At 67.8% G+C, this 24,306-nt stretch carries 21 protein-coding genes; 14 read left to right on the forward strand and 7 right to left on the reverse strand.

Features of this window, described 5'->3' with window-relative positions; genetic code table 11:
• Positions 1 to 591: 591 nt before the first annotated feature.
• The 5 genes from ACFQS7_RS27680 (at position 592) to ACFQS7_RS27700 (ending at position 5,420) form a co-directional block, all read left to right on the forward strand.
• A complete protein-coding gene (locus ACFQS7_RS27680) occupies positions 592 to 1,668 on the forward strand; it encodes an endonuclease/exonuclease/phosphatase family protein (RefSeq protein WP_380070389.1) in 1,077 nt (358 codons plus the stop codon).
• A gap of 277 nt (positions 1,669 to 1,945) precedes the next feature.
• Positions 1,946 to 2,242, forward strand: coding sequence for a formate/nitrite transporter family protein (locus ACFQS7_RS27685; RefSeq protein ID WP_380070390.1), 297 nt, complete (start codon positions 1,946 to 1,948; stop codon positions 2,240 to 2,242).
• A 363-nt stretch (positions 2,243 to 2,605) separates the two neighbouring features.
• Positions 2,606 to 2,986, forward strand: coding sequence for a PRC-barrel domain-containing protein (locus tag ACFQS7_RS27690; protein WP_380070391.1), 381 nt, complete (start codon positions 2,606 to 2,608; stop codon positions 2,984 to 2,986).
• Between the two features lie 278 nt (positions 2,987 to 3,264).
• Entirely contained in the window at positions 3,265 to 4,683 is a 1,419-nt protein-coding gene (locus tag ACFQS7_RS27695; RefSeq protein ID WP_380070392.1) for an IS4 family transposase, read from the forward strand.
• A gap of 446 nt (positions 4,684 to 5,129) precedes the next feature.
• On the forward strand, positions 5,130 to 5,420 hold the full coding sequence (locus ACFQS7_RS27700; protein ID WP_380070393.1) for a hypothetical protein: 291 nt from the start codon (positions 5,130 to 5,132) through the stop codon (positions 5,418 to 5,420).
• 604 nt (positions 5,421 to 6,024) lie between these two features.
• Here the strand turns inward: ACFQS7_RS27700 and ACFQS7_RS27705 are convergent.
• The 5 genes from ACFQS7_RS27705 to ACFQS7_RS27725 form a co-directional block, all read right to left on the reverse strand.
• Positions 6,025 to 6,477: a hypothetical protein gene (locus ACFQS7_RS27705; RefSeq protein ID WP_380070394.1), complete on the reverse strand. Its 453-nt coding sequence runs from the start codon at positions 6,475 to 6,477 to the stop codon at positions 6,025 to 6,027.
• The gene (locus ACFQS7_RS27710; RefSeq protein WP_380070422.1) at positions 6,437 to 6,703 is read right to left on the reverse strand and encodes a transposase; all 267 of its coding nucleotides are present in this window, start codon (positions 6,701 to 6,703) and stop codon (positions 6,437 to 6,439) included. Before ACFQS7_RS27710 ends, ACFQS7_RS27705 begins: the two co-directional genes overlap by 41 nt.
• Before the next feature lie 492 nt (positions 6,704 to 7,195).
• On the reverse strand, positions 7,196 to 7,357 hold the full coding sequence (locus ACFQS7_RS27715) for a DUF1328 family protein (protein WP_380070395.1): 162 nt from the start codon (positions 7,355 to 7,357) through the stop codon (positions 7,196 to 7,198).
• Positions 7,358 to 7,693: 336 nt separating this feature from the next.
• The gene (locus ACFQS7_RS27720) at positions 7,694 to 8,830 is read right to left on the reverse strand and encodes a PRC-barrel domain-containing protein (protein WP_380070396.1); all 1,137 of its coding nucleotides are present in this window, start codon (positions 8,828 to 8,830) and stop codon (positions 7,694 to 7,696) included.
• Between the two features lie 192 nt (positions 8,831 to 9,022).
• Positions 9,023 to 9,442, reverse strand: coding sequence for a hypothetical protein (locus ACFQS7_RS27725; protein WP_380070397.1), 420 nt, complete (start codon positions 9,440 to 9,442; stop codon positions 9,023 to 9,025).
• 292 nt (positions 9,443 to 9,734) lie between these two features.
• Between ACFQS7_RS27725 and ACFQS7_RS27730 the strand changes: the two genes are divergently transcribed.
• From ACFQS7_RS27730 to ACFQS7_RS27760, 7 genes are all read left to right on the forward strand, one after another.
• Positions 9,735 to 12,281 (forward strand): PAS domain-containing protein, encoded by a 2,547-nt coding sequence (locus ACFQS7_RS27730; protein ID WP_380070398.1) that lies wholly within the window; start codon positions 9,735 to 9,737, stop codon positions 12,279 to 12,281.
• Positions 12,271 to 12,915, forward strand: coding sequence for a response regulator transcription factor (locus ACFQS7_RS27735; protein WP_380070399.1), 645 nt, complete (start codon positions 12,271 to 12,273; stop codon positions 12,913 to 12,915). The genes ACFQS7_RS27730 and ACFQS7_RS27735 overlap by 11 nt, the downstream gene beginning before the upstream one ends.
• A gap of 249 nt (positions 12,916 to 13,164) precedes the next feature.
• Positions 13,165 to 14,175 carry a Bug family tripartite tricarboxylate transporter substrate binding protein gene (locus tag ACFQS7_RS27740; RefSeq protein ID WP_380070400.1) on the forward strand — a complete coding sequence of 337 codons (1,011 nt, stop codon included), beginning with the start codon at positions 13,165 to 13,167 and terminating at the stop codon, positions 14,173 to 14,175.
• 177 nt (positions 14,176 to 14,352) lie between these two features.
• Complete coding sequence (locus tag ACFQS7_RS27745; RefSeq protein WP_380070401.1) at positions 14,353 to 15,342, forward strand: PRC-barrel domain-containing protein; 990 nt, start codon at positions 14,353 to 14,355, stop codon at positions 15,340 to 15,342.
• Between the two features lie 143 nt (positions 15,343 to 15,485).
• Positions 15,486 to 16,043 carry a DUF421 domain-containing protein gene (locus ACFQS7_RS27750; RefSeq protein ID WP_380070402.1) on the forward strand — a complete coding sequence of 186 codons (558 nt, stop codon included), beginning with the start codon at positions 15,486 to 15,488 and terminating at the stop codon, positions 16,041 to 16,043.
• A 23-nt stretch (positions 16,044 to 16,066) separates the two neighbouring features.
• Positions 16,067 to 16,882, forward strand: a complete 816-nt coding sequence (locus ACFQS7_RS27755) for a mechanosensitive ion channel family protein (RefSeq protein WP_380070403.1) — start codon at positions 16,067 to 16,069, stop codon at positions 16,880 to 16,882.
• Positions 16,879 to 18,180, forward strand: a complete 1,302-nt coding sequence (locus tag ACFQS7_RS27760) for a DUF2254 domain-containing protein (protein ID WP_380070404.1) — start codon at positions 16,879 to 16,881, stop codon at positions 18,178 to 18,180. The genes ACFQS7_RS27755 and ACFQS7_RS27760 overlap by 4 nt, the downstream gene beginning before the upstream one ends.
• A gap of 17 nt (positions 18,181 to 18,197) precedes the next feature.
• Here ACFQS7_RS27760 and ACFQS7_RS27765 read toward each other — a convergent pair whose 3' ends face one another.
• Positions 18,198 to 21,350 carry an efflux RND transporter permease subunit gene (locus ACFQS7_RS27765; protein ID WP_380070405.1) on the reverse strand — a complete coding sequence of 1,051 codons (3,153 nt, stop codon included), beginning with the start codon at positions 21,348 to 21,350 and terminating at the stop codon, positions 18,198 to 18,200.
• 131 nt (positions 21,351 to 21,481) lie between these two features.
• On the opposite strand from ACFQS7_RS27765, the gene ACFQS7_RS27770 reads away from it, so the two are divergent.
• A complete protein-coding gene (locus ACFQS7_RS27770; RefSeq protein WP_380070406.1) occupies positions 21,482 to 22,666 on the forward strand; it encodes an efflux RND transporter periplasmic adaptor subunit in 1,185 nt (394 codons plus the stop codon).
• A 271-nt stretch (positions 22,667 to 22,937) separates the two neighbouring features.
• Positions 22,938 to 23,708, forward strand: a complete 771-nt coding sequence (locus ACFQS7_RS27775) for a tellurite resistance TerB family protein (RefSeq protein ID WP_380070407.1) — start codon at positions 22,938 to 22,940, stop codon at positions 23,706 to 23,708.
• 306 nt (positions 23,709 to 24,014) lie between these two features.
• Here the strand turns inward: ACFQS7_RS27775 and ACFQS7_RS27780 are convergent, their stop codons facing one another.
• Complete coding sequence (locus ACFQS7_RS27780; protein WP_380070408.1) at positions 24,015 to 24,296, reverse strand: amidoligase family protein; 282 nt, start codon at positions 24,294 to 24,296, stop codon at positions 24,015 to 24,017.
• Between the last annotated feature and the right edge of the window lie 10 nt (positions 24,297 to 24,306).

The raw sequence follows: 24,306 nt of genomic DNA on the forward strand, positions 1-24,306 counted from the left end.
TCGACGCCGGTGATGATCTCCATCCCGCACCCCACCCGCTGCCCTTAACGGCGCTCGAAAGAACGCCCGTAAGATCAGAAGGCAGGTTCAGACTAATCCCGGTAGGCGGCCCTCTGCGGATGGGTACCCTTACTCGATCAGGACACAGCCTTTGGCGGAATTGTCGTCCGCCCGAGCGAAGCCACCGGCATCCCGTCCTTGCGGGACGCCGCCGCATGACACAAACCAGGGCAGAGCTTGGCCAAGCTACCAAGTTGTCCAGTGGAGGGGAGCCACCTTCACCGTTCTGGTGCAACCCGGACGGCAACGGAACCGTCCGAGCGTGCTGCGGTTTTAGACATAGGCGTGCGGTTGCGTCGAACCCGCCCCGACTTTTGTTAACGGTGCATTCCTCGGCCTGAGCCGGGCGAATCTCTGCCTGATTCTTCGCGTGTGGAAGGATGCCTGCCAAGCGGTTCATTGTGACGTCGAACGTTGCCCGTAAAAGCCAGATCAGCCACTGGTGCCGCCCGGGTGACATTGCTGAATAGGTCGAATCATGCCGCAGCAGACCCAGGCGACCGAAGACGCTGCGACGTATGGCTGGATGGGATGAAAACCACCCTCTGGACCATAGGTCTTGGACTTATCCTCGCCAGTATCCTGCCGCTCGCGCCGAGCGATGATTGGTGGATTCGGGCGCTTGACTTTCCGCGCCCGCTCATCGCGCTGTTGATTTGCATCGAGACCACCTTGGCTTGGCTGTTCCTCGATCGCCGGCGATGGCCGGGCCACATCCTGCTCGCCGGGCTGCTTGTGGCGCTGGGCCTGCAACTGCTGCGCCTCTGGCCGTACACGCCGCTGCATTCCGCCGAGCTTCCTGCCACCGCGGCTTGCCCGGCAGATGAACGGCTGTCGATCGTCGTTTCGAATCTCCGCGCCGGCAATAGCGGCGCGGCTCGTTTCCTCGAGGCTGTGCGGCGCGCGGAGCCGGACGTGGTCTTCGTGGTCGAGGTCGATTCGGATTGGGTCCACGCGCTGCAGCCGCTGGAGGCCCACTACCCCCATCGCCTGCTGCATCCGCGGGCCGATTTTTGGGGCTTCGCGCTGTATTCGCGCCTTGCGCTGCGCGACGCCGAGACCCGTCACCTGCTCAGCAGCTATGTACCTTCGGTGCAAGCCGGCCTGCGCCTGCGATCCGGCGCAGAGGTCGGGTTCCACGGGCTGCACCCCAAGCCACCCGTGCCCGGCGAGGGCACTGGCCAGCGGGATGCCGAGCTTCTCCTGGCAGCCGAGGCGCTGCGCCGGGCAGGTCGCCCCGCGCTGCTGGCAGGTGACCTGAACACCGTCGGCTGGTCCGCAACCTCCCTGCTGGTCCAGCGCATCGGCGGCTTGCTGGACCCCAGAGTGGGTCGCGGCCCGCACACGACCTTCCCGACCTGGCTGCCGGAGCCGTTGCGGGTCCCGATCGACCATGTCCTGGTCACGCCCGGCTTCCGCCTGCTGGGGTTGCGGCGCCTGATCGATATCGGCTCCGACCACCTGCCTCTGTTTGCGGCGCTGTGCCACGTGCCCGAAGGCGCCCTCGACGGTTCTGTGCAGCCGCAGCAGCCAAGCGACGGGGATCGGCGCTGGGCGCGCGAGGCCATCGCGGACGGGCGCGAAGACGCGGCCCGCACGGGTGACTGACTGAAAATCTGGAAAAATTATCGGGGTCTGCTGCCGACGTCCAATGCGCTGATCCAGTCCCAGGACTGGACCAGGCTGCTGGTCACAATGCTTGGCTACGGCGTGCTACAGGTTATCAGCAGCAATTCCGTCCATCCCTGGATGGCAGGACGAGAGGCTGTCGCCGGTCGCGATCGTCGTCGCGCTCGCCTACTGGAGTTGAATCTGGCGCAGGCGAAGAATTGCTGGACGGGATGCTCGAGGTCTCGAGCAGGCTGTTACAAAAGCCCCACTCGATTTGCTCCTGCAAAGCATACCGGCCGGCTTCCTCGTCGCCTCGGTCGCCTGGATTCGGGCAGGGGCCGCGCACAGTGAGTTCTGGATCACTCTGGTGCTCACCTATGCCATTGCGCTTGGCGATTCCACCCATGTCGTCGCCGGCGCGGCCAAGGCTTTCCTGCTCGTCTTCGATGGCCAGATCAGCGTTGCGCAAGCCCTGGGCGCCATTATTTTGCCGGCGTTGATCGACAATATCTTTGGCGGGACGGGGCTCTTCGCATTGCTCGCGCATGCCCAGGTTCGCCAGGAACTTTGATGCAGGACGGGCGACCGTCGACACGCCAGTAACCCAGGATGCCTGCTGAGCCGGCGTTGGGCTGGGCTAGCACAAGCCATCAAGGCGGTGCCTGCACGGATATCCATCACGGGCGCGCTGCAACGGTTGCCTAAGTATCAGCCCGGACTACATCAAGCAGCGGTCCACCTCATCTGGTCGTATCGTAGGTGAGCGCGCACATCCCTGCGCTTGCTGACATCGGAGCAGCTTGCTCCGCGGCAGAGGGAGACAGAGCATGACAAGCTACTCCATCGGGCTTCATAGATCGAGTAAGCGGGCATACCACGCACTCCATGACACAGGATCTGCCGCATCCTGACGAACAGGCGATCCAGGGAGAGCATGATGGCAAACAGATCGATGATTCTGGCTGCTGTGGCCGCGCTAATCGCCGCTGCGTCGACGGGCACACCAGCCACCGCCGATCCGCTTCGCATGGAGGCGGAAAGCGGGCAGATGACGCCGCTCGGCATCGCCGCGGGCGAGGTGAAGGGCGCGACGCTGCACGGCGAACACGGCGACATCCTGGGCGAGATCGAGCAGGTGCTCGCCTCGCGCGGCGGGCAGGTCACTGCTCTCGTCGTGGAGGTCGGCGACGGGGTGATCGGGATTGGTGAGAAGGAGGTGCTGCTCCGCTTCGATCAGGTGCACCGCGAGGGCGATCGCATTGTCACCCGACTGAGCGAGGCGCAGCTCGGGGCGCAACCGCCCTGGGATGACTGATGAGACTTCGGGCCGCGGCACTTGCGGCATGGTGGTGAGTGGTGGCGGCATGCCTCCGATCCTCCGGCCAACCTGTCTGGAGCCGGATCGCGCAATCCGCCGATGCTCGGCGGATTGCGCATAAGTGCGGCGACGAGCTTCCGATTACCCACATTTCGACTGCGTTCGCGCGCTTGATGGCGTGGTCCTGGACGTGATGCTGTACCCGGCACGGGATCGCGTGATGGGAGGCGGCGATGTCGGCGGTGGCGCAATAGGCGAGCGGCAGCGGCTTCAGCATGGGTGAGGCTGACGGGGCATCCTGGATCGACGCGGAGGTGGCCGGATGCGCGCTTGGGGACAAGCGCCTCGGCGATCGCTTGCGTCGGCTGCTGCACCAGATGGAGGGAGCCATGGGCGCGCCCTTGCCGCTGGCCTGCCAGGATTGGGCCAACACGAAGGCGGCGTATCGCTTTTTCTCGAGTCAGCGATTCGGTGAGGAGGCGATCCTGGCGGGACACTTCCGGGCAACCGCTAGCCGCGTCGCAGCCACCCCTGGGCTGGTCCTCGTGATCCAGGACACGACCACGTTCAGCTTTCCATGGGCCAAGCCTGAGACGATCGGCCTGATCGGCCGGGCGACGATCGGGTGGGATCGCAACGGCAACCCGCGTACCCATACGCAGTGTGGGCTGCTGATGCACTCGAGCTTCGTGGTGACGCTTGAGGGGCTGCCGCTTGGCCTCGCCGCGGTGCAGTTCTGGAGCCGCAAGGAGTTCCATGATGCACGCGAGCTGAAGCGCCACGTCAACCCGACGCGGGTGCCGATCGATGAAAAGGAGAGCATCCGCTGGCTGTCGAGCATGGAGCAGTCCCGCGCGCTGCTCGGTGACCCGGGGCGCTGCGTCTATTTCGGCGACCGGGAGAACGACATCTATGAGTTCTTCTGCGCCGCGCGCGAGGCGGGCACCCATTTCCTGGTGCGCACCTGTGTCGATCGGTTGGCCGATGATGGGCGCCGCACGGTCGCCCGCATCATGGCCCGTGTGTCGGTTGCGGGTCAGCACCGAATCGAGGTCACGGCGGAGGACGGCACGGTCAGCGAAGCCGCGCTCAGCCTCCGGTACAAGCGGGTGCACATCTTGCCGCCGGTCGCCAAGCAGAAACGCTATCCCGCCCTCGACCTGACGGTGATCCATGCACGGAAGGCGCGGAAGCTACGCGGGCGCGAGAGGATTGAATGGAGGCTCGTGACCGACCTCGCCATCAACTCGCCCGAGGACGCGGTCGAGAAGCTGCAGTGGTATGCCCAGCGATGGAAAATCGAACTCTTTCACAAGATCCTCACATCTGGCTGTCACGTTGAGGCGGCACGACTGCGGACGGCTGAGCGACTGAACAAGCTGATTGCCATGTTCTGCATCCTCAGCTGGCGCAGCTTCTGGACAACGATGGTCTACAGGATTGCGCCAGACGCTCCACCACAGTCAGCCCTGACCGACGCAGAGATGACCGTCATTGACCGGGCAGTGCGCGATCGGCCCACCATACCCGCCGAGAAAAGCCTATCGCACTACCTTCTGAAAATCGCCTGCCTCGGCGGCTATCTCACCCGGGCGCACGACCGACCACCCGGCAACACCGTGATGCGGCGGGGCTGGGCACGCCTCATGGACATCATGCTCGGAGCAGAGCTGATGCAGCAGAAATGTGGGTAATCGAAAGCTCGTCGCTGCGCTTACAGGAATGCCCCGCCTCCTCCCCTACGCGGCCGCGAGGCTACCCGCCGTCGAATGCGGGCGATGTCGCGCGCCAAGATGCATTGACTGCGGACATCAGAGCGCTGCGCCGGCCGCGGCGAGAATCGGCTTGGCGTCAGCTCTTGATCCGGCCTACGCGGTCTCAGCACAGTGACATCGCAAAAGTCGCGCTGTGCACGGCAAAGTCCATATGAGCGCATTCAAGATCGCCCAAGCTGGTTCAATAACCGAGCTCCCGCGCCGATTCCCTAGGTCAGCCTGAAGTGCCGCATTGAGGCGTCGCTGCAGTCAACCCCGACAGACTGGTGACAAGGTCAGGTTAGGGGATACTACGGTGTTTCTGCTCCTGCGGGGCACCACCATATAAATCAGCTCGGGCCATCGATAGATATGGAGAGATAATTATGTTCGATTCAGCTGAAAACATGTACCGTATCTTGGCCGGTGTCGTGGTCGTACTGCTATTTTTTATCACTGGTCGCCCGTATTTTGCATCCAAGATGCGCATTTTTGTATCCGCAATTACTGCTGGAATTCTGAACGGATTCGCTGGTGGTGCGCTCTTGGGCACTTCTCTATCTGGCATTCCACTCCGATTCTTCATCGCGTTTGTTGGGGTAGGAGTGGGTGTCGCTGCGCTTGAATATCTTTTCCCGGAAGGGAGACAGCGCTGGCGCCTGGGAAGTGGCAACTGAGTTATTGATCTGGCTTGCGCGGTCTTGGAGCATTCCAGAAGCCACCCACAACCTTGGCCGTGAAGCACGTCGATATGCGCAGCCTGACGCCTGCGGCTCAAGATAGAGCGTCGGCGCTAGGTGGTTGGGTTGCGCGAGAGCTGCCTGACAGCCCGTCGAGAAAGCCGTCGGTCAGCTGAAGCGGTCCGACTCAAATCTGATGGCGACGACCGCGACCTGATCGCCGGCGACGACTATCAGGATGGAAACCAGGCATGCATCCGGCGTTGTTATCGCAGCAAACGAGGCCGAAACTCTGGCCTGGAAGCCCTGAGGCGTTCCTGACCCCGTCAGCAGCCGCATTATTAAACCGAGACTGTACCAGCTCCGTGGATCAGACAATGCTTGTGCAGGTTCTCCCGCCCACGCAGCCAAGCTCGGCGCATGCCACCGCGACCGAGAATATGCGCGAAGCTCCGCTCGACCACCTCGGCGCGCAGCTTGAACGCGATGTAGGCGACACCGGGTAGCAGGCGGGTGCGGTTGTTGATTACGGCGCGGCGGGCAGCGTCGTCGCCGCGCCAATGCGAGAAGCCGTCACGCTTGGGCTCGGTATCCGGGTCTTCTACGGCCCGTCGTCGAGCGTCTTCAACACCTCGCGCGTGTGGTACCCCTTGTCGGCCACCATCTCGGTAGGAGCCTCGGCGCTCGGCGCCGCACTGATTGCGGCCAAGTGCCGAGCGGCACTCTCGAGAGTACCGGGCAGGGTCGTGGTGTCGCTGCGGTCGGCGCTGTGCATCTCGGCCGCGACCGCCGCACCGGTGTCGAGATCTAGCTCGGGCTTGTAGGCGAGGTGCGTGAGGTCGTCCTTCAGCTTAGCAATCCGCGCATCCGGGCCGGTCGGGCTCTCGCACTCCGCGTTCGACAGAGTTTTGCCTTTACGTTTGCGGTCCAGCTGAATCAGGTCCTCAACCGTCGGCGTCTCGACGCCGCTCTCCTTGGCCATGCGGACCAGCATCTCGCGGTAGCCCTCACCACTATCGCGCCGTACGATCGCGCGCAGGGCGTTGGCTTCCACGGTCGAGGCATCTGACGCCGATCCGCTCGCCCTTGATCAGGCCCCGCTCGGCCAGGCGCTGCAGCACCCAGGTGAACACCGCGTCGTGCACCTCGAGCGGCAAGCGGGCGCGGGTACGGCTCAGCCACGCGTGACCCGGCACCGGCTCGCGCTTGCCCAGGCGGAGGAACTCGCGCAGCGACAGGCTGTCGGCACGACGCCACTCCAGGCCGCGCTCGCTGTGGATTACCTCGAATTAGCCGACTAGCAGCATGCGGAAGTACCGCCCAGGCGGCAGTGACGGCCGACCCTGCAGCACCGCGCAACAGGGCGTGCACTGGCGCTCGACGAAGCCGTCGAACCCGGCGCTGAGCAGTTCGGCTTGGAGCCGGTCGTAGAACGCGTGCCCTGGCGAGCGTAGCATCTCCGCCCAACTCACCAGCATCTCCGATTGCCGGCCTTTCTGCCGTCCCAACGCCATGCCACACTCGCCGCTCACGTTCCAGAGCGAACGGAATCAAGCCAAGCCGACTTCGTCAACGGGCTGCTGACCTACGAGACGATTGGCTTGCAGGTCGGACAGCGCCGGTTCCTCCAAGAAGTGTTCAGGTATGAGCCTTTGGCCGCTCGGTTTCGGCGTTGGCGGCCGAACTTGGCATGCCAGACTGGCTGGTGCATGCTTGGCTGCTCTGGGCGGAGGGTGGGCTTCCCGGCGACCGGTGAACCGGCCCTATATCGGTCAGACTGCGACGGCTCCAAGGACGAAGAGCACCAGAGCGACCACGAGGAATATGCCGAACATTACCTTCGCAACCGTGCCGGCCGCAGCAGCGACTCCGGTGAAGCCGAGCGCGCCGGCGATGAGCGCGATGATCAACGCGATGATAGCCCAGGTAAGCATGCCGTCTACTCCTTCGTTGAGGTGGTGGTTGTACGATCCGGGGAGCCAGGCAATGGCGTCCGGGCGCACCGCTCCGGTCTGCGTTGTCAGCCAGAGGTTAGCTAACTCGTCGCCTTGGCTGGTCCGTCGTGGAGATTGGCGGCACGGCAGCCATGTATTCGCTCGGCGCCCGCCCGCGGTGTTCGACCCGCTGGATCAGCAACCGCGGCTGCTCGACCCAACGCGACTGCGGCCCTGCGATCTGCCCCCACCCGACGATTCGGTGCTGCAGCTAAAGCGTCCGCTGCCGCACGCGCCGCGTGGGTGCGCTGCGCCACGCAGCGCACCCGGAGCCGATCAGCGATACAGTCGGATGCCGTTGCCCCAGCCCTGCTCGCGGCCGTACTCACCGGCGCGGCTGCTGTCGTAACGCGGCAGCTTCTCCAGCTCTCCCTTCGCCATCTTGAGCTGTGCCCGGTCGTTGTCACCGGTCGCAGCACCGAGCTGGATGCGGTCGATCGGCACAGCGGCGCTCCGCTCGCCCATGCCGAGGAAGCCGCCCCACTCGACAACGGCGGCACGAACCTGACCGCTGCCGTCGATCAGCAGGTTCTGGATCTCACCCGCATCCTTGCCATCCGCACCGACCACATTGGTACCGACAAGGCTCTGCACGCGTGCGAGTGGCAGCCCGGCAACGCCCGCCGCTGCGGCGGCCTGCTGCGTGTTGCCGCCGGGCTGCACTGGTGCGGTCATCGTCGATGCACCGGTGCTCTGCCCGCTTGTCGCCTGCCGTTGCTCCTGCTGCTGAACCTGGACTTGTGGCTGGCCCTGCCGCTCGATGTTCACCTGTGGCTGTGCCTGCTGCACCGTCACCTGCGGCTGCGGCTGCTGCACCGTCACCTGCGGTGGCGGCTGCTGGATGGTCACCTGCGGCTGCGGCTGTTGCACGGTGATCTGCGGCGCCGGCTGCTGCACGGTCACCTGGGGTGCCCGCTGCTGGACCGCGATCTGCGCGCCGGTTGTCCCGGACGCAGCGGCACTGCTGCCGTTGCCCATGCCGCGGTGCAGCTCGGCCAAAGCATCCGCAGCTTCGCTCACCTGGGTCGAGGCCTGCTGCTGGTTCGGCTGCTGTCCCTGGATCGCCTTCTGCGCCTCGGTCAGCTGCTGCCCAGCTTTCTTGTACGCATCCTGGCCCTGCATTTGGACCGGCACCTGGCCGAGCGCCTGCTGCGCCTGCGTCACGGCCTGCCGGATCGGCTGGAGATTCGGCTGCTGCCCATCCTTGCCGCTGCTGGAGAGTTGCTTCTGCGCCTGGCGCAAACGCTCCTCGGCCTGCTGCAGCTGCTGCGCCACCTGCGCCTGCCCCTGGGTCGCCGCCGGCGCCTGCGTGCCGGCTTGGCCGGAGCCTTGCTGGCCCTGCGCTGCCGCAAGGTGGCCGCCGCCCAAGACCAGGATCGTCGCCAGTGCCGTCGTCGTGAGATACGTTTTCATTGATCGCCTCCGTCTGTGTGCCGTGTTTGGTGGCTGCCGTCCTACAAGGTGGCGGCCTGCATCAACCATGTGGTGTCTCGCCGGAGCCCTGGCCCGACCGAGCAGTTAGCCGGGCCGGCCGGCTCACTGCGGAGTCCGGTGTCGGAGCCGCCCTGACATCCGGCTTCCCGGCCTGGCCTGTACCGCCGCGATTCAGCGGGCTTGGCCACTACCCGACTGGTTGTTGCTGCCACCCGAGGCGGCGGGACTGGCGCCGGCGGACGCGCCGCTGCTGTGGGAGCCGTTCGTGGCACTGGAGGACTTCGAACCGCCATGCGGCGGGTCGATCATCATCATCACCGTGTTGCCCTCCTGCGTCTTGGCCTGGACGAGGTAGGCGGCATCGAGGATCTGCACCTCGGTGAACCCCGCCTTCGTCAGCTGCTGGCGGAGCTTGTCCTGGCCCATGACCTGGCCCTGGGTACGCTGGCCAGAGGAGGACTGCGCGCTGCTGCTGCTGCCCTGCGAAGGCTGATTCTGCGCGGATTGGGCGAAGGCGGGTCCGGCGAGCGCGAGCCCGAGGACGGCGCCAAGTGCGGTATTGGTCAGCGTGCGGTTGGTGAGCTGCGGCATCTGAGACTCCCTGTGTTCGATGACCGCTTTGCAGCGGCCGGCTACCCCATTGCGAGGGTCTGCGGCGAAGGAGGCTGGCCCATGGCGGGCGGACCTGACTCTCCTCGGGGTGGACTGCCGCCGACCCCCGGCATCTGGCGTCCCGCACGGCCTGCCACGACCCCGCATCACCCCCTAGGAAACCGGTGCGTTGGCGGAGGCGTTGCCTTGCGTCACATATCGGCGGGCTTGCTGCGACGCCGCCCGTGACATCGGGGCGCGGCGCGGCCGGGCCGATCTCGAAGGCAGGCACATGATGAAGGCCGCTTCGTCGGGACGCCCGCTAGCCTGGCATCTCGGTGTGCTCTGCGCCGCGCTGCTGGTGCCGATGTTGGTGCTCGGAGGATTCCATCTGTTCCGGATGGCCGCGGTGGAGCGTGCGCAGCACCAGGGCACCGCCCGCGAGGCGGCGCGGCAGATGGCCATCGCGTTCGACCGCGGGCTGACCACCTACCAGGCCATGCTCGGGGTCCTGGCGACCTCGGACTATCTCCGCTCCGGCAATCTTGCCGCCTTCCGGCAGCGCGCGCTCGCGGTCCCGCGCCCCGAGGGCGCCGACATCGTCCTGCGCGACGCATCAGGGCATATCCTGACCGCGACCGACAGAGACTGGTCGGCCCGCAACGCGGCGATCCTGGTTACCAAGGCCGACCAGGCGGCGGTTGCAACCGGGCGGCCGCAGATCTCCGACGTGCTGGCCACCACGCCGCCGAGGTTTCTGGTGGTAGCGCCGGTTTTCTACCCCGATGGAGAGATCGAGTATCTTCTCAGCCTTGCCGTGCCGACTGCGGTGCTCGGAAGCTTGCTGCGGCGGGAGGAGGTGCCGATGGGGATGGTCGCCAGCCTGGCCGACCGTCATGGCATCATCGCGGCACGCAGCGCCGAAGCCGCCCGCTACATTGGCTTGCCGTTGCCGGCCCGCATGCTGGAGGACATCGGCGACCGCGAAGCCGGATGGCTGCGGGTGCCGTCGGATGACGGTGAGCCGGTGGTCGCGGCCTATGCCCATTCCGCGATCGCGGGTTGGACTGCCGTCGTCTCCCTGCCGGAGGCGAGCTTCGCCGCACCGTTGCGCCGTTCGATCTATTTCACGACGGCGTTCGGCCTGCTCCTCGGCGCCCTCGCCGCGGTGCTGGCGCATCGCTTCGCGCGCCGAATCGCCCGCCCGATCGAAGCCCTGGCCGGGGTAGCGGAGCTGGTGGCCGCGCATGGCGAGCCGCTTGCCACGCCGGTGCGCGAGGTGAATGCCGTCGCCCGCGTGCTCGCCGCAGCGCAGGCGGAACGGCGCCGCCGGGCTGCGGAGCGCGAGGCGTTGCTGATGACACTGGACCAGGCGCAGGTGCTGGTGCGGGATCCGGGCGGCACGATCACGGTCTGGACCGCGGGCATGGAGCGCCTGCTCGGCTGGACCCGGGCCCAGGCCATCGGCCGAACCTGCCACGCGCTGATGAGCACGGAGTTCCCCTGTCCGTTGATCGAAATCGAGGCCGAACTCGTCCGCTTTGGCGAGTGGCACGGAACCCTGCGCCACCGGCGGGCGGATGGCACGCAAGTGACGGTCGCCAGCCAGTGGGCGCTGCGCCGTGGCGGCGATGGCGAGCCGCTCGAGGTGGCCGAAGCCTGCAACGACATCACTGCGCTGCGCGAGACCGAAGCCGCCTTGCGTCGCAACCGCGACCTGCTGTCTTCCGTGCTGGAAGGCAGTGCGGACCCGATTTTTGCCAAGGATTCCGACGGGCGCTACGCCATTCTCAACGCTGCCGCGGCCGAGGTGCTCGGCACGACGACAGCGGTAGCGCTGGGCCGCCGCATCGGCGACCTGGTGGCACCGGACCTTGCCGCGCAGATCGAGGCGGCGGATTCTGAGGTGATCGCCTCCGGCGCAGTGCGGATTGCCGAGGAAGAAATCACCCTGTGCGGCGGCCGCCGGCGTGTCCTGCTCACGACCAAGGCACCATGGCGCGATGCGTCAGGCGCCATGCTCGGCTTGGTCGGCGTGTCGCGCGATATCACGGCACGACGCGTCACGGAGGCGCGGCTGCGCGAGACCCAGGCGGAGTTGTTCCGCGTTGCCCGCATCAATGCCATGGGCGCAATGGCCACGGCCATGGCGCATGAGCTCAATCAGCCGCTGACGGCGGCGGCGAACTTCGCGGCCACCGCCGGTCTGCTGCTGACCAGGCATCCGCCGCCTGGGCCGCCACAGCTTGAGGCAGCACGCGAGCTGATCGTTGAATCGGCTGAGGAGGTGGTACGGGCTGGGCGCATCCTGCAGCGACTGCGCGAATTTGTCAGCCGTGGCGACACCGAGAAGCAGCACGCCGACATCAACACGATCGTCGAGAAGGCGATCTCCCTCGTACTGACGGGAGCGCCGGAGCCTGGCGTCGCGTTGCAGCTCGATCTGGCCCGAGACGCACCGCCGGTCTTGGCTGATGCCGTCCAGTTGCAGCAGGTGATCGTCAACCTCGTGCGCAACGCGACGGAGGCAATGCGGGGCGAGGCGCGGCAGGAGTTGGTGGTGGCGACCCTGCGACGCGGCGCCGATGCGGTAGAGGTGAGCGTGGCGGATACCGGGCCAGGTTTGCCCGCAGCCCTGGAGGGGCACCTGTTCGAGCCGTTCATGACGACGAAGCAGGACGGCATGGGGGTGGGCCTCGCCATCTCCCGCTCGATCGTAGAGGGGCATGGCGGCAGGCTGGAGGCCGCAGCGCGGCCGGGTGGCGGCACGGTATTCCGTTTCGTGCTGCCCGCTGTGTCGCTCCGGCAGGACAGGGAGGAACAGGCCAATGCCGGATGAAGGCAGTGCGATGCGGGTTGTCCATGTGGTCGACGACGAGGCCGTCGTACGGCGCTCCCTCACGTTATTGCTGCGGGCAGCCGGGGTGGAGGTGCGGGCGCACGAATCCGGCGTGGCCTTCCTGCATGCGGCGGAGGCCAACCTGCCCTTCGGCTGCGTGCTGCTCGACATCCGCATGCCCGGGCTGGACGGCCTCGCGGTGCTGCGGGAGATGGCGACGCGCGGGCTTCGCCTGCCTGTCGTCATCGTCACGGCGCATGGCGATGTACGGCTGGCGGTGGAGGCAATGAAGGCCGGCGCCTGCGAGTTCGTCGAGAAGCCCTATGCTGCGGCGAGCATCATGGCCGCTGTAGAAACCGCCCTTGGCCGCGGCGACGAGACCCTGGAGCGGGCGCGGGAGGCGACCGAGGCTGCGGCCCGCATCGCCACGTTGACGCCGCGTGAGACGGAGGTGCTGCATGGCCTGGTCGCCGGGCGGCAGAACAAGGTGATTGCGCTCGACCTCGGGCTCAGCCCGCGCACGGTGGAGATCCACCGGGCCAATCTCATGGCCAAGCTGCGCGCCGGCAGCCTGTCCGAGGCGGTGCGCATTGCGCTGGCGGCGGGCTTGGAGCCTGCGCCGGCCGCGCGCTGACGCCGTGCTGCAGGTTGGAAGAAGCAACACCACGCGACTGTGACCACGGCTGCGCAGGTGACGATCTCACCGGCTACCGACCCGTCGCCGCGCAAGCCACTGTGTCCGCAGAGATATCGTCCTGCCGAACGGTCCAATGCCGTTCAGGCCGGCCACGAAACTGTAGACCCCGCGCCGGCAACGCGGCCGCCCTGGCACCGATAAGCGTCACGATCCGGCCACAGACAAGCCGGACACGGGAGGCTTGCCATGAACGAGACGAGAAACGGCCTGCAGCGCCGGCCGCTGCTGCTGGGTGCCGCCGCAGCAGCACTGCTCGCGCGCGCCGCACGCGGCCAGGACAGCGCCGCGTCGGACTGGCCGAACCGGCCGGTGGTCTACATCAACGTCTTCACCCCCGGCGGCACCACCGACACGCTGTCCCGCCTGTTCTGCGCCAAGCTTGGCGACCTCGCCGGACAGCAGGTCATCGTCGAGAACCGCAGCGGCGCCGGCGGCACGGTCGGCCAGGCCGCCATCGCCCAGGCCGCGCCGGACGGCTACACGGTCGGGCTCGGCAGCGTCGCCTCGCTTTCCATCGCGCCGAGCATCATGCCGGACCTGCCCTATGACCCGGCGAAGGACTTCACCTTCGTATCCGGCATCTGGCAGGTGCCGAACATCCTCATCGTCAACCAGGACCTGCCGGCGCGCACCGTGCCGGAGCTGATCGCGCTGCTGAAAAAGTCGCCGGGGCGCTACACCTATGCATCGAGCGGCTTCGGCACCTCGCCGCATCTCTCGATGGAGATGTTCAAGCAGAAAGCCGGCCTCGACATCCTGCACATCCCCTATCGCGGCAGCGCGCCGGCGATGCTGGACCTGATGGCGGGGCGCGTGCACCTCATGTTCGACAACATGACGACGGCCATCGTCGCGGCGCGCGACGGCAAGGTGCGCGCCCTGGCCGTGACCGGCGAGCAGCGCAGCCAAGCGGCCCCCGAGGTGCCGGTGCTGGCGGACTTCCTGCCCGGCTTCCGGATCACCTCCTGGGGCAGCCTGGTCGGGCCGGCCGGGATGCCGGCGGCAGCGGTGCAGCGGCTCTCGACGCTGACGCATCAGGCGCTGCGGGACCCCGAGCTGAACCGCCGCTTCGAAGAGAACGGCGCCACCGCCTGGCCCACCACGCCGGCGGACCTGGCCGCATTCCGCGGTGCACAGGAGCGGCTCTTCGCTGAGCTGATCCGCGCCTCCGGCGCGAAGCTGCCGGGCGGGGATTGAGGGCGCCGCGCCATCCCGTCCAGCACACCGCGGCGCGTCCGCGATGCCGCATCGGTTTCCTAGGGAGTGTCGCGTGGTCGAAAGCGCCGGGCTGGCCGACCACCTCGCTGGCACTCGTGCCACGGCCTCCGCGCCGCGGCCGGGTGACACACCTATTCCCTATTCCGGGAGGCCAGAATGAAGCATCTCCTCATGGGCACCGCCGCGGTGCTCATCCTTGCGCCGCAACTCGCCGGCGCTCAGTCGTCGCAGAACCGGGGCCAGCCGCAGGCCCAGGGCAACCCGTCGCAGCAGCAGGCGGAAGCCGGCCAGCCGGTGGCGCGAAAATGCCTGAACGACCTGCAGGCCTTCCGCCAACAGATGCGCAAGGACGGCCTCTGGCTCAACGGCTATCGCACCGGCTATGGCTGGCACGGCTACAGCCGGGCCATGCTCGACGACCAGACCGCGGCCCATAGCGCCCCTGGCACCGGCAATACCGATGCCCGCGCCGGATCCGAGGACCGCGCGCGCGCGGCCGGCGTGCAGGCGCAGGGCGGCGGCGCTACCGGCGCGGGCCAGGCGGCGGCGCGCGGTCCCTGGGACAACTTGAACTGGACCGTGCCGCCGATGCAGCAGCTGCGCGCCCTACAGGCCGCAGTCGTGGTGATGGCCCAGCGTGGTGAGCAGCAGGGCTGCGAGACCGTGTTGGCCGAGTTGCGCCAAGCCTATGACCAGTACGGCCAGCAACTGAAACAGGCCGGCGGCAATCAGGACCGCATGAGCGGTTACCGGCAGCAGCAGCTCGCCAATGCTACGCCGGTCGGGCAGATGGACCGCGCCTTCCGTGCCGATAACCTTACCGGCACCGACGTGCGCAACGCGAAGGACGAGTACCTCGGCAGCATCGAGGACGTGGTGGTGGACCCGAACAGCGGCCAGGTCAGCTACGTGATCCTGGCGCGCGGTGGCTTCTTCGGCGTGGGGGAGGATTATGTCGCGGTGCCCTGGAAGCAGCTGAAGGCCACTCAGAACATGGACGCTTTCGTGCTGAATACTACTGATACCCAGCTGGAGAAGGCGCCGAAGGTCGACCTGCAGACCTTCTCCGACCAGCAGACCTATATTCAGCGCCGTCAGGAGATCGATCGCTTCTGGCAGCAGCAGGACAACAGCAAGTCTGGCTGATGGGCCTTACGGCGCAAGTGCCCCGACGCCCGCGGGAACGGCCGCCAGGAGCGGCCGTTCCCTTCCTGAAGCCTCCTCCTGCAAGCGCACGTGGGGATGCCCAAAGCAGCGCCTCCGCTGCCCGCCCTCCCAAGGTTTGATCCATGTTCTTCGAGTCCTGGTCGTCCCTGTTGCGCGTCGTCGTCGTCGGCACGCTGGCCTATGTGGCCCTCGTGCTGATGCTGCGCATCTCCGGCAAGCGGACACTCGCCAAGCTCAACGCCTTCGACCTGGTGGTGACGGTCGCACTCGGCTCGACGCTTGCGACCGTGCTGCTGAACCGCTCCGTCCCCCTGGCCGAAGGCGTGGTCGGCTTCATGCTGCTGGCCGGCCTGCAATGGCTGGTCGCCTTCGGCTCCGTGCGCTCCGCGCGCTTCGACGCACTGGTGAAGTCCGAGCCGACGCTGCTCCTGCATCGCGGCGACTTCCTCGACCGGGCGATGCGCGGCCAGCGGGTGACGCGCGAGGAAGTGGTCTCCGCGCTGCGCGCCTCCGGCGTCGCGCGGCCGGAGGACGCGGCGACCGTGGTGCTTGAGACCGATGGCAGCCTCAGCGTGGTTCCCGGCTCCGCCACGGATGGCCGTGAGGCGGACGTGCTGCAGGATATGCGTCGCCCCGCCCAGGCTGCCCCGACCCAGGCTGCACCGGCCCAGACTGCCTGAGGACGGCGCGCATGGAGGGATGGATGGACCTCGATACCCTGCTCGCCCGCGTCCGTGGCTTGGCCGATGCCGCGCTCACACTGCTGCCGGGGCTCGTGCTAGGGCTGTTGGTTCTCGGCCTGGCCTGGCTGCTGGCTGGCGCGGTCCGCGCGGCGATCGCGCGGGCTGTCGGGCTACGCGCCGCCTCGCCCGGCGTTGCCCTGGTGCTCGGCCGCATCGGCAGCGGCCTGACCATCCTGGTCGGCATCTTCGTCGGCGCGGCCATCGCCTTTCCCTCGATCAACGCTGCCGACCTGTTCAGCGTGCTGGGCATCGGCGGCGTCGCCATCGGCTTCGCCTTCCGTGACATCCTGCAGAACGCGCTGGCCGGGATCCTGCTGCTGCTGACGCATCCCTTCCGCCTGGGCGACCAGATCAAGGTCGGGGAATTCGAAGGCACGGTGGAGGACATCCAGGTTCGCGCCACCACCATCCGCACCTATGACAACCGCCGGGCGGTGATCCCGAACAGCGACCTCTTCTCCGGCAAGGTGCTGGTCAACACCGCCTATGACAAGCGCCGCCTCGCCATCCGCTTCGGCATCAGCCAGGACGACGACATCGCCGAGGCAAAGCGCGCCATCCTGGGGGCGGCGCTGGGGGTCGAAGGCGTGCTGACCGAGCCGGCGCCCGCAGTGCGGGTGGCGGAACTCGGTGACACGGCGGTGCAGCTCGACCTCCTTCTCTGGATCGATCCGCCACGGCGGGTCGAGGCCCGCGAGGTCATCGACCGCGTGCTGGTGCGGGCCAAGCCAGTGCTGGCCGCGACGGTCGAGCTCCGCCAGGCCGCGGCGCAGTGAGGACTGCGCGCCTTCGGCAGTTCTGGGCCGATCTCCGCGCCTCCTTCTGGCTGCGGCCGGCGGTGATGACCCTGGCCGCGATCGTGCTGGCTGAGCTGCTGGTCCGCGCCGACGGCGCCATCAGCCTGCCGTCCTGGCTCGAGGGCTGGGTCTATGCCGGCGGCACCGCGGGCGCCCGCGACGTGCTCGGGGCCGTCGCCTCGGCGACGATCGGGGTCGCAGGCACGACCTTCTCGATCACCGTGGCGGCGCTCAGCCTGGCATCGAGCCAGATGGGTCCGCGGTTGCTGCGCAACTTCACCAGCGATCCCGGCAACCAGTATGCGCTCGGCGCCCTCGTCTCCACCTTCGCGTTTGCGCTGATGGCGCTGCGGTCGGTACACGACGCGGAGGAAGGCGCCTTCGTCCCGCAACTTGCGGTCTCGGTCGGGCTGCTGCTCGCCTTCGGCTGCGTCGGGGTGCTGATCTGGTTCATCCATCATGTCGCCACCTCGATCAACGTGAACACCGTGGTGGCCCTGGTCCATGGCGATCTCTCGGCGGCGCTGCGGCGGCTGCCGCGCCGGAACGATTCGTCCGGCGCAGCGGCGGAACCCGGTGCGCCGGATGAATCGGGCGCGGCGCTGCGGGCCCCGGGCGGCGGCTATCTGCGGGTGCTGGACGATGAAGAACTTGGGCAATGGGCGGAGGAGCAGGACGCCTGCCTGTGGCTCCGTATCCGCCCGGGCGACTTCGTCTTCCCCGACAGCGTCATCGGTCGGGTGGCGCCCGCCAGCGTGGTCGATGACGCGCAGGCGGCGCTCGGCCGGGCCCTGGCGCTAGGCGATACCCGCAGCGTGGAGCAGGACCTGGAATTCGCCGTGCGGCAATTGGTGGAGATCGGCTTGCGGGCATTGTCGCCCGGTATCAACGACCCCTTCACCGCCATGGCCGTGCTCGACCGGCTTGGCGCCGCGCTGTGCGAGTTGGCCTCGCATGACCTGCCCTCCGGCCGTCTCTGGCGCGACGGGAAGTTCCGGCTGTCGCGCGGCACCACCGACTATGCGGGCTTGGTGGACGCGATGTTCCACATGCTGCGCCAGGCCGGCACGGGCGCACCGGCGGTGATGATCCGCATGCTGGAGATATTCGACGAGGTGGCGGCGGTGGAGCAGGACTCCCAACGGCGCCGCAGCCTGCGCCGGCACATCGTTCTGACCCGCGACGCCGGCACCGCGGCGACGCAGGACAGCGCCGCCCTGGCCGCGATCGAGGCCCGCTACGCGCGTGCCCTCGGCCGGCTGGCATCGGCCGACTGACCGCGCACCATCCGGCCTCACGCCTGCTGGTCGGCCGGGGCTGCGGGGCTGGCCGCGTCCTGCCGCGGCGCGCGGCTGGTCGCCTCGCGCAGGCGCTCGAAGGCGATGTAGAGCACCGGGGTGACCACCAGAGTGAGGATGGTCGCCAGCAGCAGGCCGCCGATCACGACGGTGCCGATCGAGATGCGGGCATTCGCTCCGGCCCCCGACGCGATGGCCAACGGCAGGCAGCCCAGGATGAAGGCGAAGGAGGTCATCAGGATGGGCCGCAGGCGCAGCCGCACCGCCTCCTGCGCCGCGGCCGTCGCGTCCGCGCCCCGCTCGCGCGCCTCCTGCGCGAAGGCGATTAGCAGGATGGAGTTCTTGGCGGCCAGGCCGACCAGCAGCAGCAGGCCGATCTGGCCGAAGATGTCGAGCGGCAGGCCGCGCAGGGCCAGCGCCGCGAGCGCGCCTGAGACGGCCAGCGGCGTGCCGAGGAGGATGACCAGCGGCAGCCGCAGGCTTTCGTACTGCGCCGCCAGCACCAGGAACACCATGAAGATGCCGAAGCCGAAGATCAGCGGCGCATAGCCGCCCGCCAGCTTCTCCTGGTAGGCCACGTCGGTCCAGGCGACGGCGTAGTCGGCCGGCAGGCGGCGTTCGGCCAGGCGCTCGATCGCCGCAATCGCGGCGCCGGAGCTGATCCCCGCCGCCGTCTCCACCGCCACCTCGATCGCCGGATAGGTGTTGTAGGACAGCACGGCGGTCGGCCCGGCGACGACCTGCGTGGTGACCAGCGAGCCGATCCGCACCGGCTCCCCCCGCATGTTCGGCACGGTCAGCGCCTCCAGGTCCTCCAGCGTGCGGCGGGCCGAGGCCTCGCCCTGGACATAGACCTGGTAGACGAAGCCGAACTGGTTGAAAAGGTTGACGAAGGAGGACCCGACATAGGTGCCGAGCGTGTCGAACAGCGATTCCAGCGGCACGCCGAGCTGTTCCGCCTTGGCGCGGTCGATCTCGAGCCGGATCTGCGGCACGCCGTAGCTGCTGGTCGGCAGGGCGCGGCTGACCTCGGGCAGCGCGGTCGCCTGCTCCAGGAAGGCATCGACCGCGCGGGTCAGTGCCAGCCCGCCCCGGCCGCTGCGGTCCTGGATCGCCAGCGTGAGGCCGCCGCGCGAGCCGAGGCCGGGCAGCGGCGCCGGGTTGACGATGCGCACCTGTCCGTCCGGGTCCTGCCGGAAGGCCGCGCTGATATCGGCGATCACCGCGTCCACGGCGACCCGCTCGCCCCAGGGCTTCAGCGTCGGGATCTGGAAACCGAAGAAGGAGGCCACGGTGTCGGACAGGATGCCGCGCCCGGCGACGCCGATGCTGCCGGCGACGGCCGGGTGCGCGAGCAATGCTTCTCCCAGACGGTCCAGCAGCGCCGAGGTCCGCTCCACCGAGGCGCCCTTGGGCAGGGCGACATCGGCGAAGAAATACCCCTGGTCCTCCTGCGGCACGAAGGCGGTCGGCCGCTGCTGGAACAGCCAGTATGTCGCCGCGACGAAGGCGAGGAAGCCGACGGCGAAAAGGACAAGCCGCCGCGCGAGCCGGCCGACGGCCTGCATCGTGCCCTCGGCGCCGCGGCCCACCACGCGGTCGAACCAGCGGAAGGGCGCGCGCCAGCGGCTCTGCCGCTCCTCGCCATGCGGGCGGAGGAGAAGGGCGCAAAGCGCCGGCGTCAGCGTCAGCGCGACCACTGCCGAGATGACGAAGGAGATCGTGATGGTCAGGGCGAACTGGTTGTAGAGCTGCCCGGTCACCCCGGGGATGAATGCGACCGGGACGAACAGCGCGGCCAAAGCCAGTGTCGTGGCGATCACCGGGCCGGTGACCTCCTGCACCGCTTCGCGCGCCGCCTCGCGCGGCTGGCGCCCCTCGCCGAGCAGGCGTTCGGTGTTTTCCACCACGATGATGGCGTCATCGACCACCAGGCCGACCGCGAGCACCAGGCCGAGCAGGCTGAGCGTGTTGAAGGAGAAACCCAGCATCGCCATCGGGCCGAGGGTACCGATCAGCGCGACGGGGATAGTGATGCAGGGGATCAGCGTGGCGCGCCAGCTCTGCAGGAAGACGAAGGTCACGACCACCACCAGCACGGTCGCCTCGAACAGGGTCTTCACCACCTCGACGATCGCGGCGCGGACGAATTCGGTGCGGTCGAGGGCGATCTCGTAGGTCAGCCCGGGGGGGAAGCGCTGCGCCAACTCCGCCATGGTGGCGCGGACGCCGTCCATGACCTCGACCGCGTTGGCGTCGGGACTTTGATACAGGCCGATGGACGCCGAGGGCCTGTTGTTGAAGGTGGACCGGACCCCATACTGCTCCGAACCCAGTTCGACCCGGGCGACATCGCCGATCCGCAGCACCGACCCGTCCGGCCGGGCGCGGAGGATGACGTTCTCGAACTGCTCCGGCGACTGCAGCCGGCCGCTGGTGACCAGGCGCAGCTCGAAGGGCGTGCCCGCCGTCATCGGCTCCCGGCCCAGCGCGCCGGCGGTGACCTGCACGTTCTGTTGCCGCACCGCCGCCACCACGTCGGCGGGCGCGACCTGCAGCGCCTCCATCCGTGCCGGATCGAGCCAGATCCGCATGGCGTAGCGCTGGTTGCTGAAGTTGACGATGCGGCCGAGCCCGGTGACGCGGCGCAACGGCTTGATGACCTGCGTCTCCGCCCAGTTCGACAGGAACAGCTCGTCGAAGCCGGAGTCCTCGGCGCTGGTGAGGACGATGTTGCCCAGCCGCTGGCGCGAGCTCTTGAGGATCTCGACGCCCTGGCTGCGCACCGCCTCGGGCAGGCGCGGCTCGGCGCGGTTGACCCGGGTCAGTATGTCGGCGGCCGCAGCATTTAGGTCGGAGCCGACGGCGAAGGTGGCGTCGATGCTGACGCTGCCATTGGCGCTGCTGACCGAGCTGACATAGATGAGGTTCTGCGCGCCGTTGATCTCCTGCTCGAGCGGGATGGCGATGGCGGCATAGGCTTGTTCGGCACTGGCCCCGGGATAGGTCGCCTCGACATTGATGACCGGCGGCGCGATGCGCGGGAACTGAGCGATCGGCAGGGTGAGGCCCGCGAGCGCGCCGAGCACCGTGATGGCAACCGAGATCACGCCCGCCAGGACGGGGCGGTCCACGAAGAAGGCGAACATCGGCGAGGATCCCGGCGGCGGCCCGTTTCGGGGCGGAAAGCGAAGGCCGTGCAACGTTGACGCTTCTTGCGGGTTCCGGTGTGGCTTGGCCGCTCGCGCCGCCGGGCCGCGGCAGGGCGAAGGAGGATGGCGTGCGGGCAGCGGTGACGGTTGGCCTGGCGGCGACGATGGTGGCGGCGGCCGGGCTGGCCTGGGTCCTCGCGGGTCGGCCCTGGCCGGGCGAGGGCAGCCAGGCCAAGGGCGCCCGAACCGACGCCGCCCCGGTGCTCGAGGTCAGCGTGGCACGCGCCGAGCGCACCACCGTCCCAATTGTGTTCGACTATACCGGCGTGATCGTCTCGCCGAGCGACGCGGCGCTGCGGCCGCGCGTCACTGGCGTCGTCGTCGAGCGGTCCTTCGAGCCGGGCGCCATGGTCGAGCAGGGCCAGCTGCTGTTCCGCATCGACCCGCAGCCCTTCGCGGTGGCGCTGCAGGCCGCCGAGGCGCAGCGCGACCAGGCATGGGCGCAGTTCGCCTTCTCCAAGGTCGAGGTGGAGCGCGTGGAGTCGCTGGCGGACGATGGCTTCACCAGCCGGCAGCGCTTCCAGCAACTGCAGAGCGACCGGGCGATCGCCGCCGCCCGGCTGCGGGAGACGGAGGCGGAGGTCCTCCGACAACAGCTAGACCTCGGCTATACCGAGATCCGCGCGCCCTTCGCCGGGCGTGCCAGCCTGTCGGACATCAACGCCGGCGAATTGGTGACGGCGAACCAGACCGAGCTGGTCAGCCTGGTGCAGATCGATCCCATCGACGTGCAGGTCGCGCTGTCGGCCGAGGCCTCGGTGGCGGTCGAGGCGGCGCTGGCGACGGGACAGGCCGCACTCGAGGTGCTGGCCGGGGACGGCCGGCCGGCGGCGACCGCGCGCATCTACAAGCTCGACAACCGGTTCAACTCGGGCACCGCCCGCCGCCTGGTCCGGGCCATGCTGGATAATGCCGATGGCCGGTTCCTGCCGGGCGAGTTCGTGCGGACCCGCGTGCAGGTCGGGACGCGGGAGCGGCTGCTGGTGCCGACCGTGGCGCTTTCGGCCCAACTCGACCGGCGCGTGGTGCATGTGCTCGATGCGGACGGCAGGGTGCGCATTACGCCGGTCGAGACCGGCGACAACCATGGCGAGCGGACTGCCATCCTGCGCGGGCTCCCCGAGGGCATGGCGATCGTGACGGACCACCTGCAGGATCTTCGCCAGGGACAGCGCGTCGCTCCGCGCGCCGGTAGGGATGTTGCAGGCTCCAGCCAAAGAGTGGTGGGGGAGTCCAGCCGGCGGCTGGAGTAGTCGATGGCGCGGCGCAGGCTGAAGACTAATTTGGCTCGAGGTATGTACTCTGCTGTGGCCAATGCGGCTTCGATAATTTTGGCACCTGGCTCTTGTCGGGATCCGGGGTGATGGGCCGCATCACCCCGGATCCCGACAAGAGCCACCCCTGTATCAGAGATGGAGCAAGATCATCTCTATCTGGCACAAGACATACAACTGTAATGTAGACAAGCGGCGGCGGCCCCGCGACTCAACTCGAAAATGGAGGAAACTTCACCTTCGGCTTGAAATGGACGGCTCCGGGGCCGACTTCAGCGGCATGATCAATGCGAAATCGCTCTTCGACAGCTTCCTCGGCCAGTCCGGTCAGGCTCCTGGCCAGGATCAGTTCCGTGCGCCAGCCGGCTTCATGGACCAGGCCAAGTCCGCCCTGAGCAATATCAACGGTGGTAGCTTTGCCGGCGGCGCCGCGGCGGGCGGCATCCTCGGCATGGTCCTTGGCGGCAAGGGCGTAAGGAAGATGGCCGGTGGGGTGCTCGGCTATGGAGGCGCCGCCGCGCTCGGCGCGCTGGCGCATCGTGCCTACCAGAACTGGCAGCAGGGCCAGTCTCCGGCCAGTGCCCCTGTGGCAACTCAGGCCGAGACGCAAAACCTTGACCAGCGCTTCCTTCCCGCCGCCATTCCTGCCGCGGATGGCCAGCCTTTTGAGCTCGCGTTGATCCGCGCCATGGTCGGTGCCGCCAAAGCCGACGGCCATCTCGATCCCGCCGAGCGCAATCGCATCTTCGAACGCGTTGAGACCCTCGGCCTGGACGCCGAGGCCAAAGCCTTTGTCTTCGATGCTTTGGAACAGGACATTCCCGTTTCCACAATCGCGGCCGCCGCGCAAACCCCCGAACAGGCCTCCGAGCTCTATCTCGCCGCCCGCATGTCGATGGACCCCGATCAAGCTGCCGAACGCGCCTGGCTTGGCGCCTTGTCCCACAGATTGAAGCTGGACCCGGCGCTCGCGGCCCATCTTGACCGTCAGGCCGATGCGGGGTTGCAGCCCACCGCCTAATGCGAGCCGAGCTGACGTACGGGGGCGTCAGCTGGCCGACTGCGCCACGCAACAGCGATGCAGTGTCACACTTTCCAAGCTCGGTGAAGGCTGCTTCGTCTTGCCGGAAAGCACTGACGACGAACATCAGAGGTGTCGGACACCTCGGTCTGGGTCAGCCCGACCTGCAGCGCGATTGCAGCCTAGATCAGGCCGGCTTGGCGCTGGCCGCTGATCTGCCGCCGACGTTCCTCTTCGTCGCCGCCAGTAACTTGCGTGTGTCCAGATCCTTCGTGCCCACGACCTGGAACGACCCTATACTGGCTCTCAAGATCGCCCAGACGAGGTCAATAGCTGCGCCGAGATCTCCGCCCAGTTCGATGGCTTTCTCTCCGCTGCAAGGTAGGTCGCGGCGAGACGCTCGAGCCGCGGTCGATCGGTCGCCAGTCGCTCTACCGCCACCCACCGGTTCCAATCTGGCGCGATGCTCCAGCCGGGCTGACCCACTCGCGCCGTCGGCAGGCGGTAATGCAAGGTTGCTCGCTTGCTAATTTTCTCCTCGGGGAGGCAAGCCCGCACCTGAACCGCCCCGGTTTTCCCGGAGGCCATTTGGGTTGGG

This window comes from Dankookia sp. GCM10030260 (assembly GCF_042666655.1).
GTDB lineage: Bacteria > Pseudomonadota > Alphaproteobacteria > Acetobacterales > Acetobacteraceae > Paracraurococcus.

What these genes read in the sequence shown, in the direction of transcription:
- ACFQS7_RS27750 (WP_380070402.1), top strand. Translation starts at nt 15,486, where the DNA reads ATGTTCTTCGAGTCCTGGTCGTCCCTGTTGCGCGTCGTCGTCGTCGGC.
- ACFQS7_RS27755 (WP_380070403.1), top strand. Translation starts at nt 16,067, where the DNA reads ATGGACCTCGATACCCTGCTCGCCCGCGTCCGTGGCTTGGCCGATGCC.
- ACFQS7_RS27740 (WP_380070400.1), top strand. Translation starts at nt 13,165, where the DNA reads ATGAACGAGACGAGAAACGGCCTGCAGCGCCGGCCGCTGCTGCTGGGT.
- ACFQS7_RS27725 (WP_380070397.1), bottom strand. Translation starts at nt 9,442, where the DNA reads ATGCCGCAGCTCACCAACCGCACGCTGACCAATACCGCACTTGGCGCC.
- ACFQS7_RS27700 (WP_380070393.1), top strand. Translation starts at nt 5,130, where the DNA reads ATGTTCGATTCAGCTGAAAACATGTACCGTATCTTGGCCGGTGTCGTG.
- ACFQS7_RS27735 (WP_380070399.1), top strand. Translation starts at nt 12,271, where the DNA reads ATGCCGGATGAAGGCAGTGCGATGCGGGTTGTCCATGTGGTCGACGAC.
- ACFQS7_RS27745 (WP_380070401.1), top strand. Translation starts at nt 14,353, where the DNA reads ATGAAGCATCTCCTCATGGGCACCGCCGCGGTGCTCATCCTTGCGCCG.
- ACFQS7_RS27720 (WP_380070396.1), bottom strand. Translation starts at nt 8,830, where the DNA reads ATGAAAACGTATCTCACGACGACGGCACTGGCGACGATCCTGGTCTTG.
- ACFQS7_RS27690 (WP_380070391.1), top strand. Translation starts at nt 2,606, where the DNA reads ATGATGGCAAACAGATCGATGATTCTGGCTGCTGTGGCCGCGCTAATC.
- ACFQS7_RS27775 (WP_380070407.1), top strand. Translation starts at nt 22,938, where the DNA reads ATGGACGGCTCCGGGGCCGACTTCAGCGGCATGATCAATGCGAAATCG.
- ACFQS7_RS27715 (WP_380070395.1), bottom strand. Translation starts at nt 7,357, where the DNA reads ATGCTTACCTGGGCTATCATCGCGTTGATCATCGCGCTCATCGCCGGC.
- ACFQS7_RS27730 (WP_380070398.1), top strand. Translation starts at nt 9,735, where the DNA reads ATGATGAAGGCCGCTTCGTCGGGACGCCCGCTAGCCTGGCATCTCGGT.
- ACFQS7_RS27780 (WP_380070408.1), bottom strand. Translation starts at nt 24,296, where the DNA reads ATGGCCTCCGGGAAAACCGGGGCGGTTCAGGTGCGGGCTTGCCTCCCC.
- ACFQS7_RS27765 (WP_380070405.1), bottom strand. Translation starts at nt 21,350, where the DNA reads ATGTTCGCCTTCTTCGTGGACCGCCCCGTCCTGGCGGGCGTGATCTCG.
- ACFQS7_RS27680 (WP_380070389.1), top strand. Translation starts at nt 592, where the DNA reads ATGAAAACCACCCTCTGGACCATAGGTCTTGGACTTATCCTCGCCAGT.
- ACFQS7_RS27695 (WP_380070392.1), top strand. Translation starts at nt 3,265, where the DNA reads ATGGGTGAGGCTGACGGGGCATCCTGGATCGACGCGGAGGTGGCCGGA.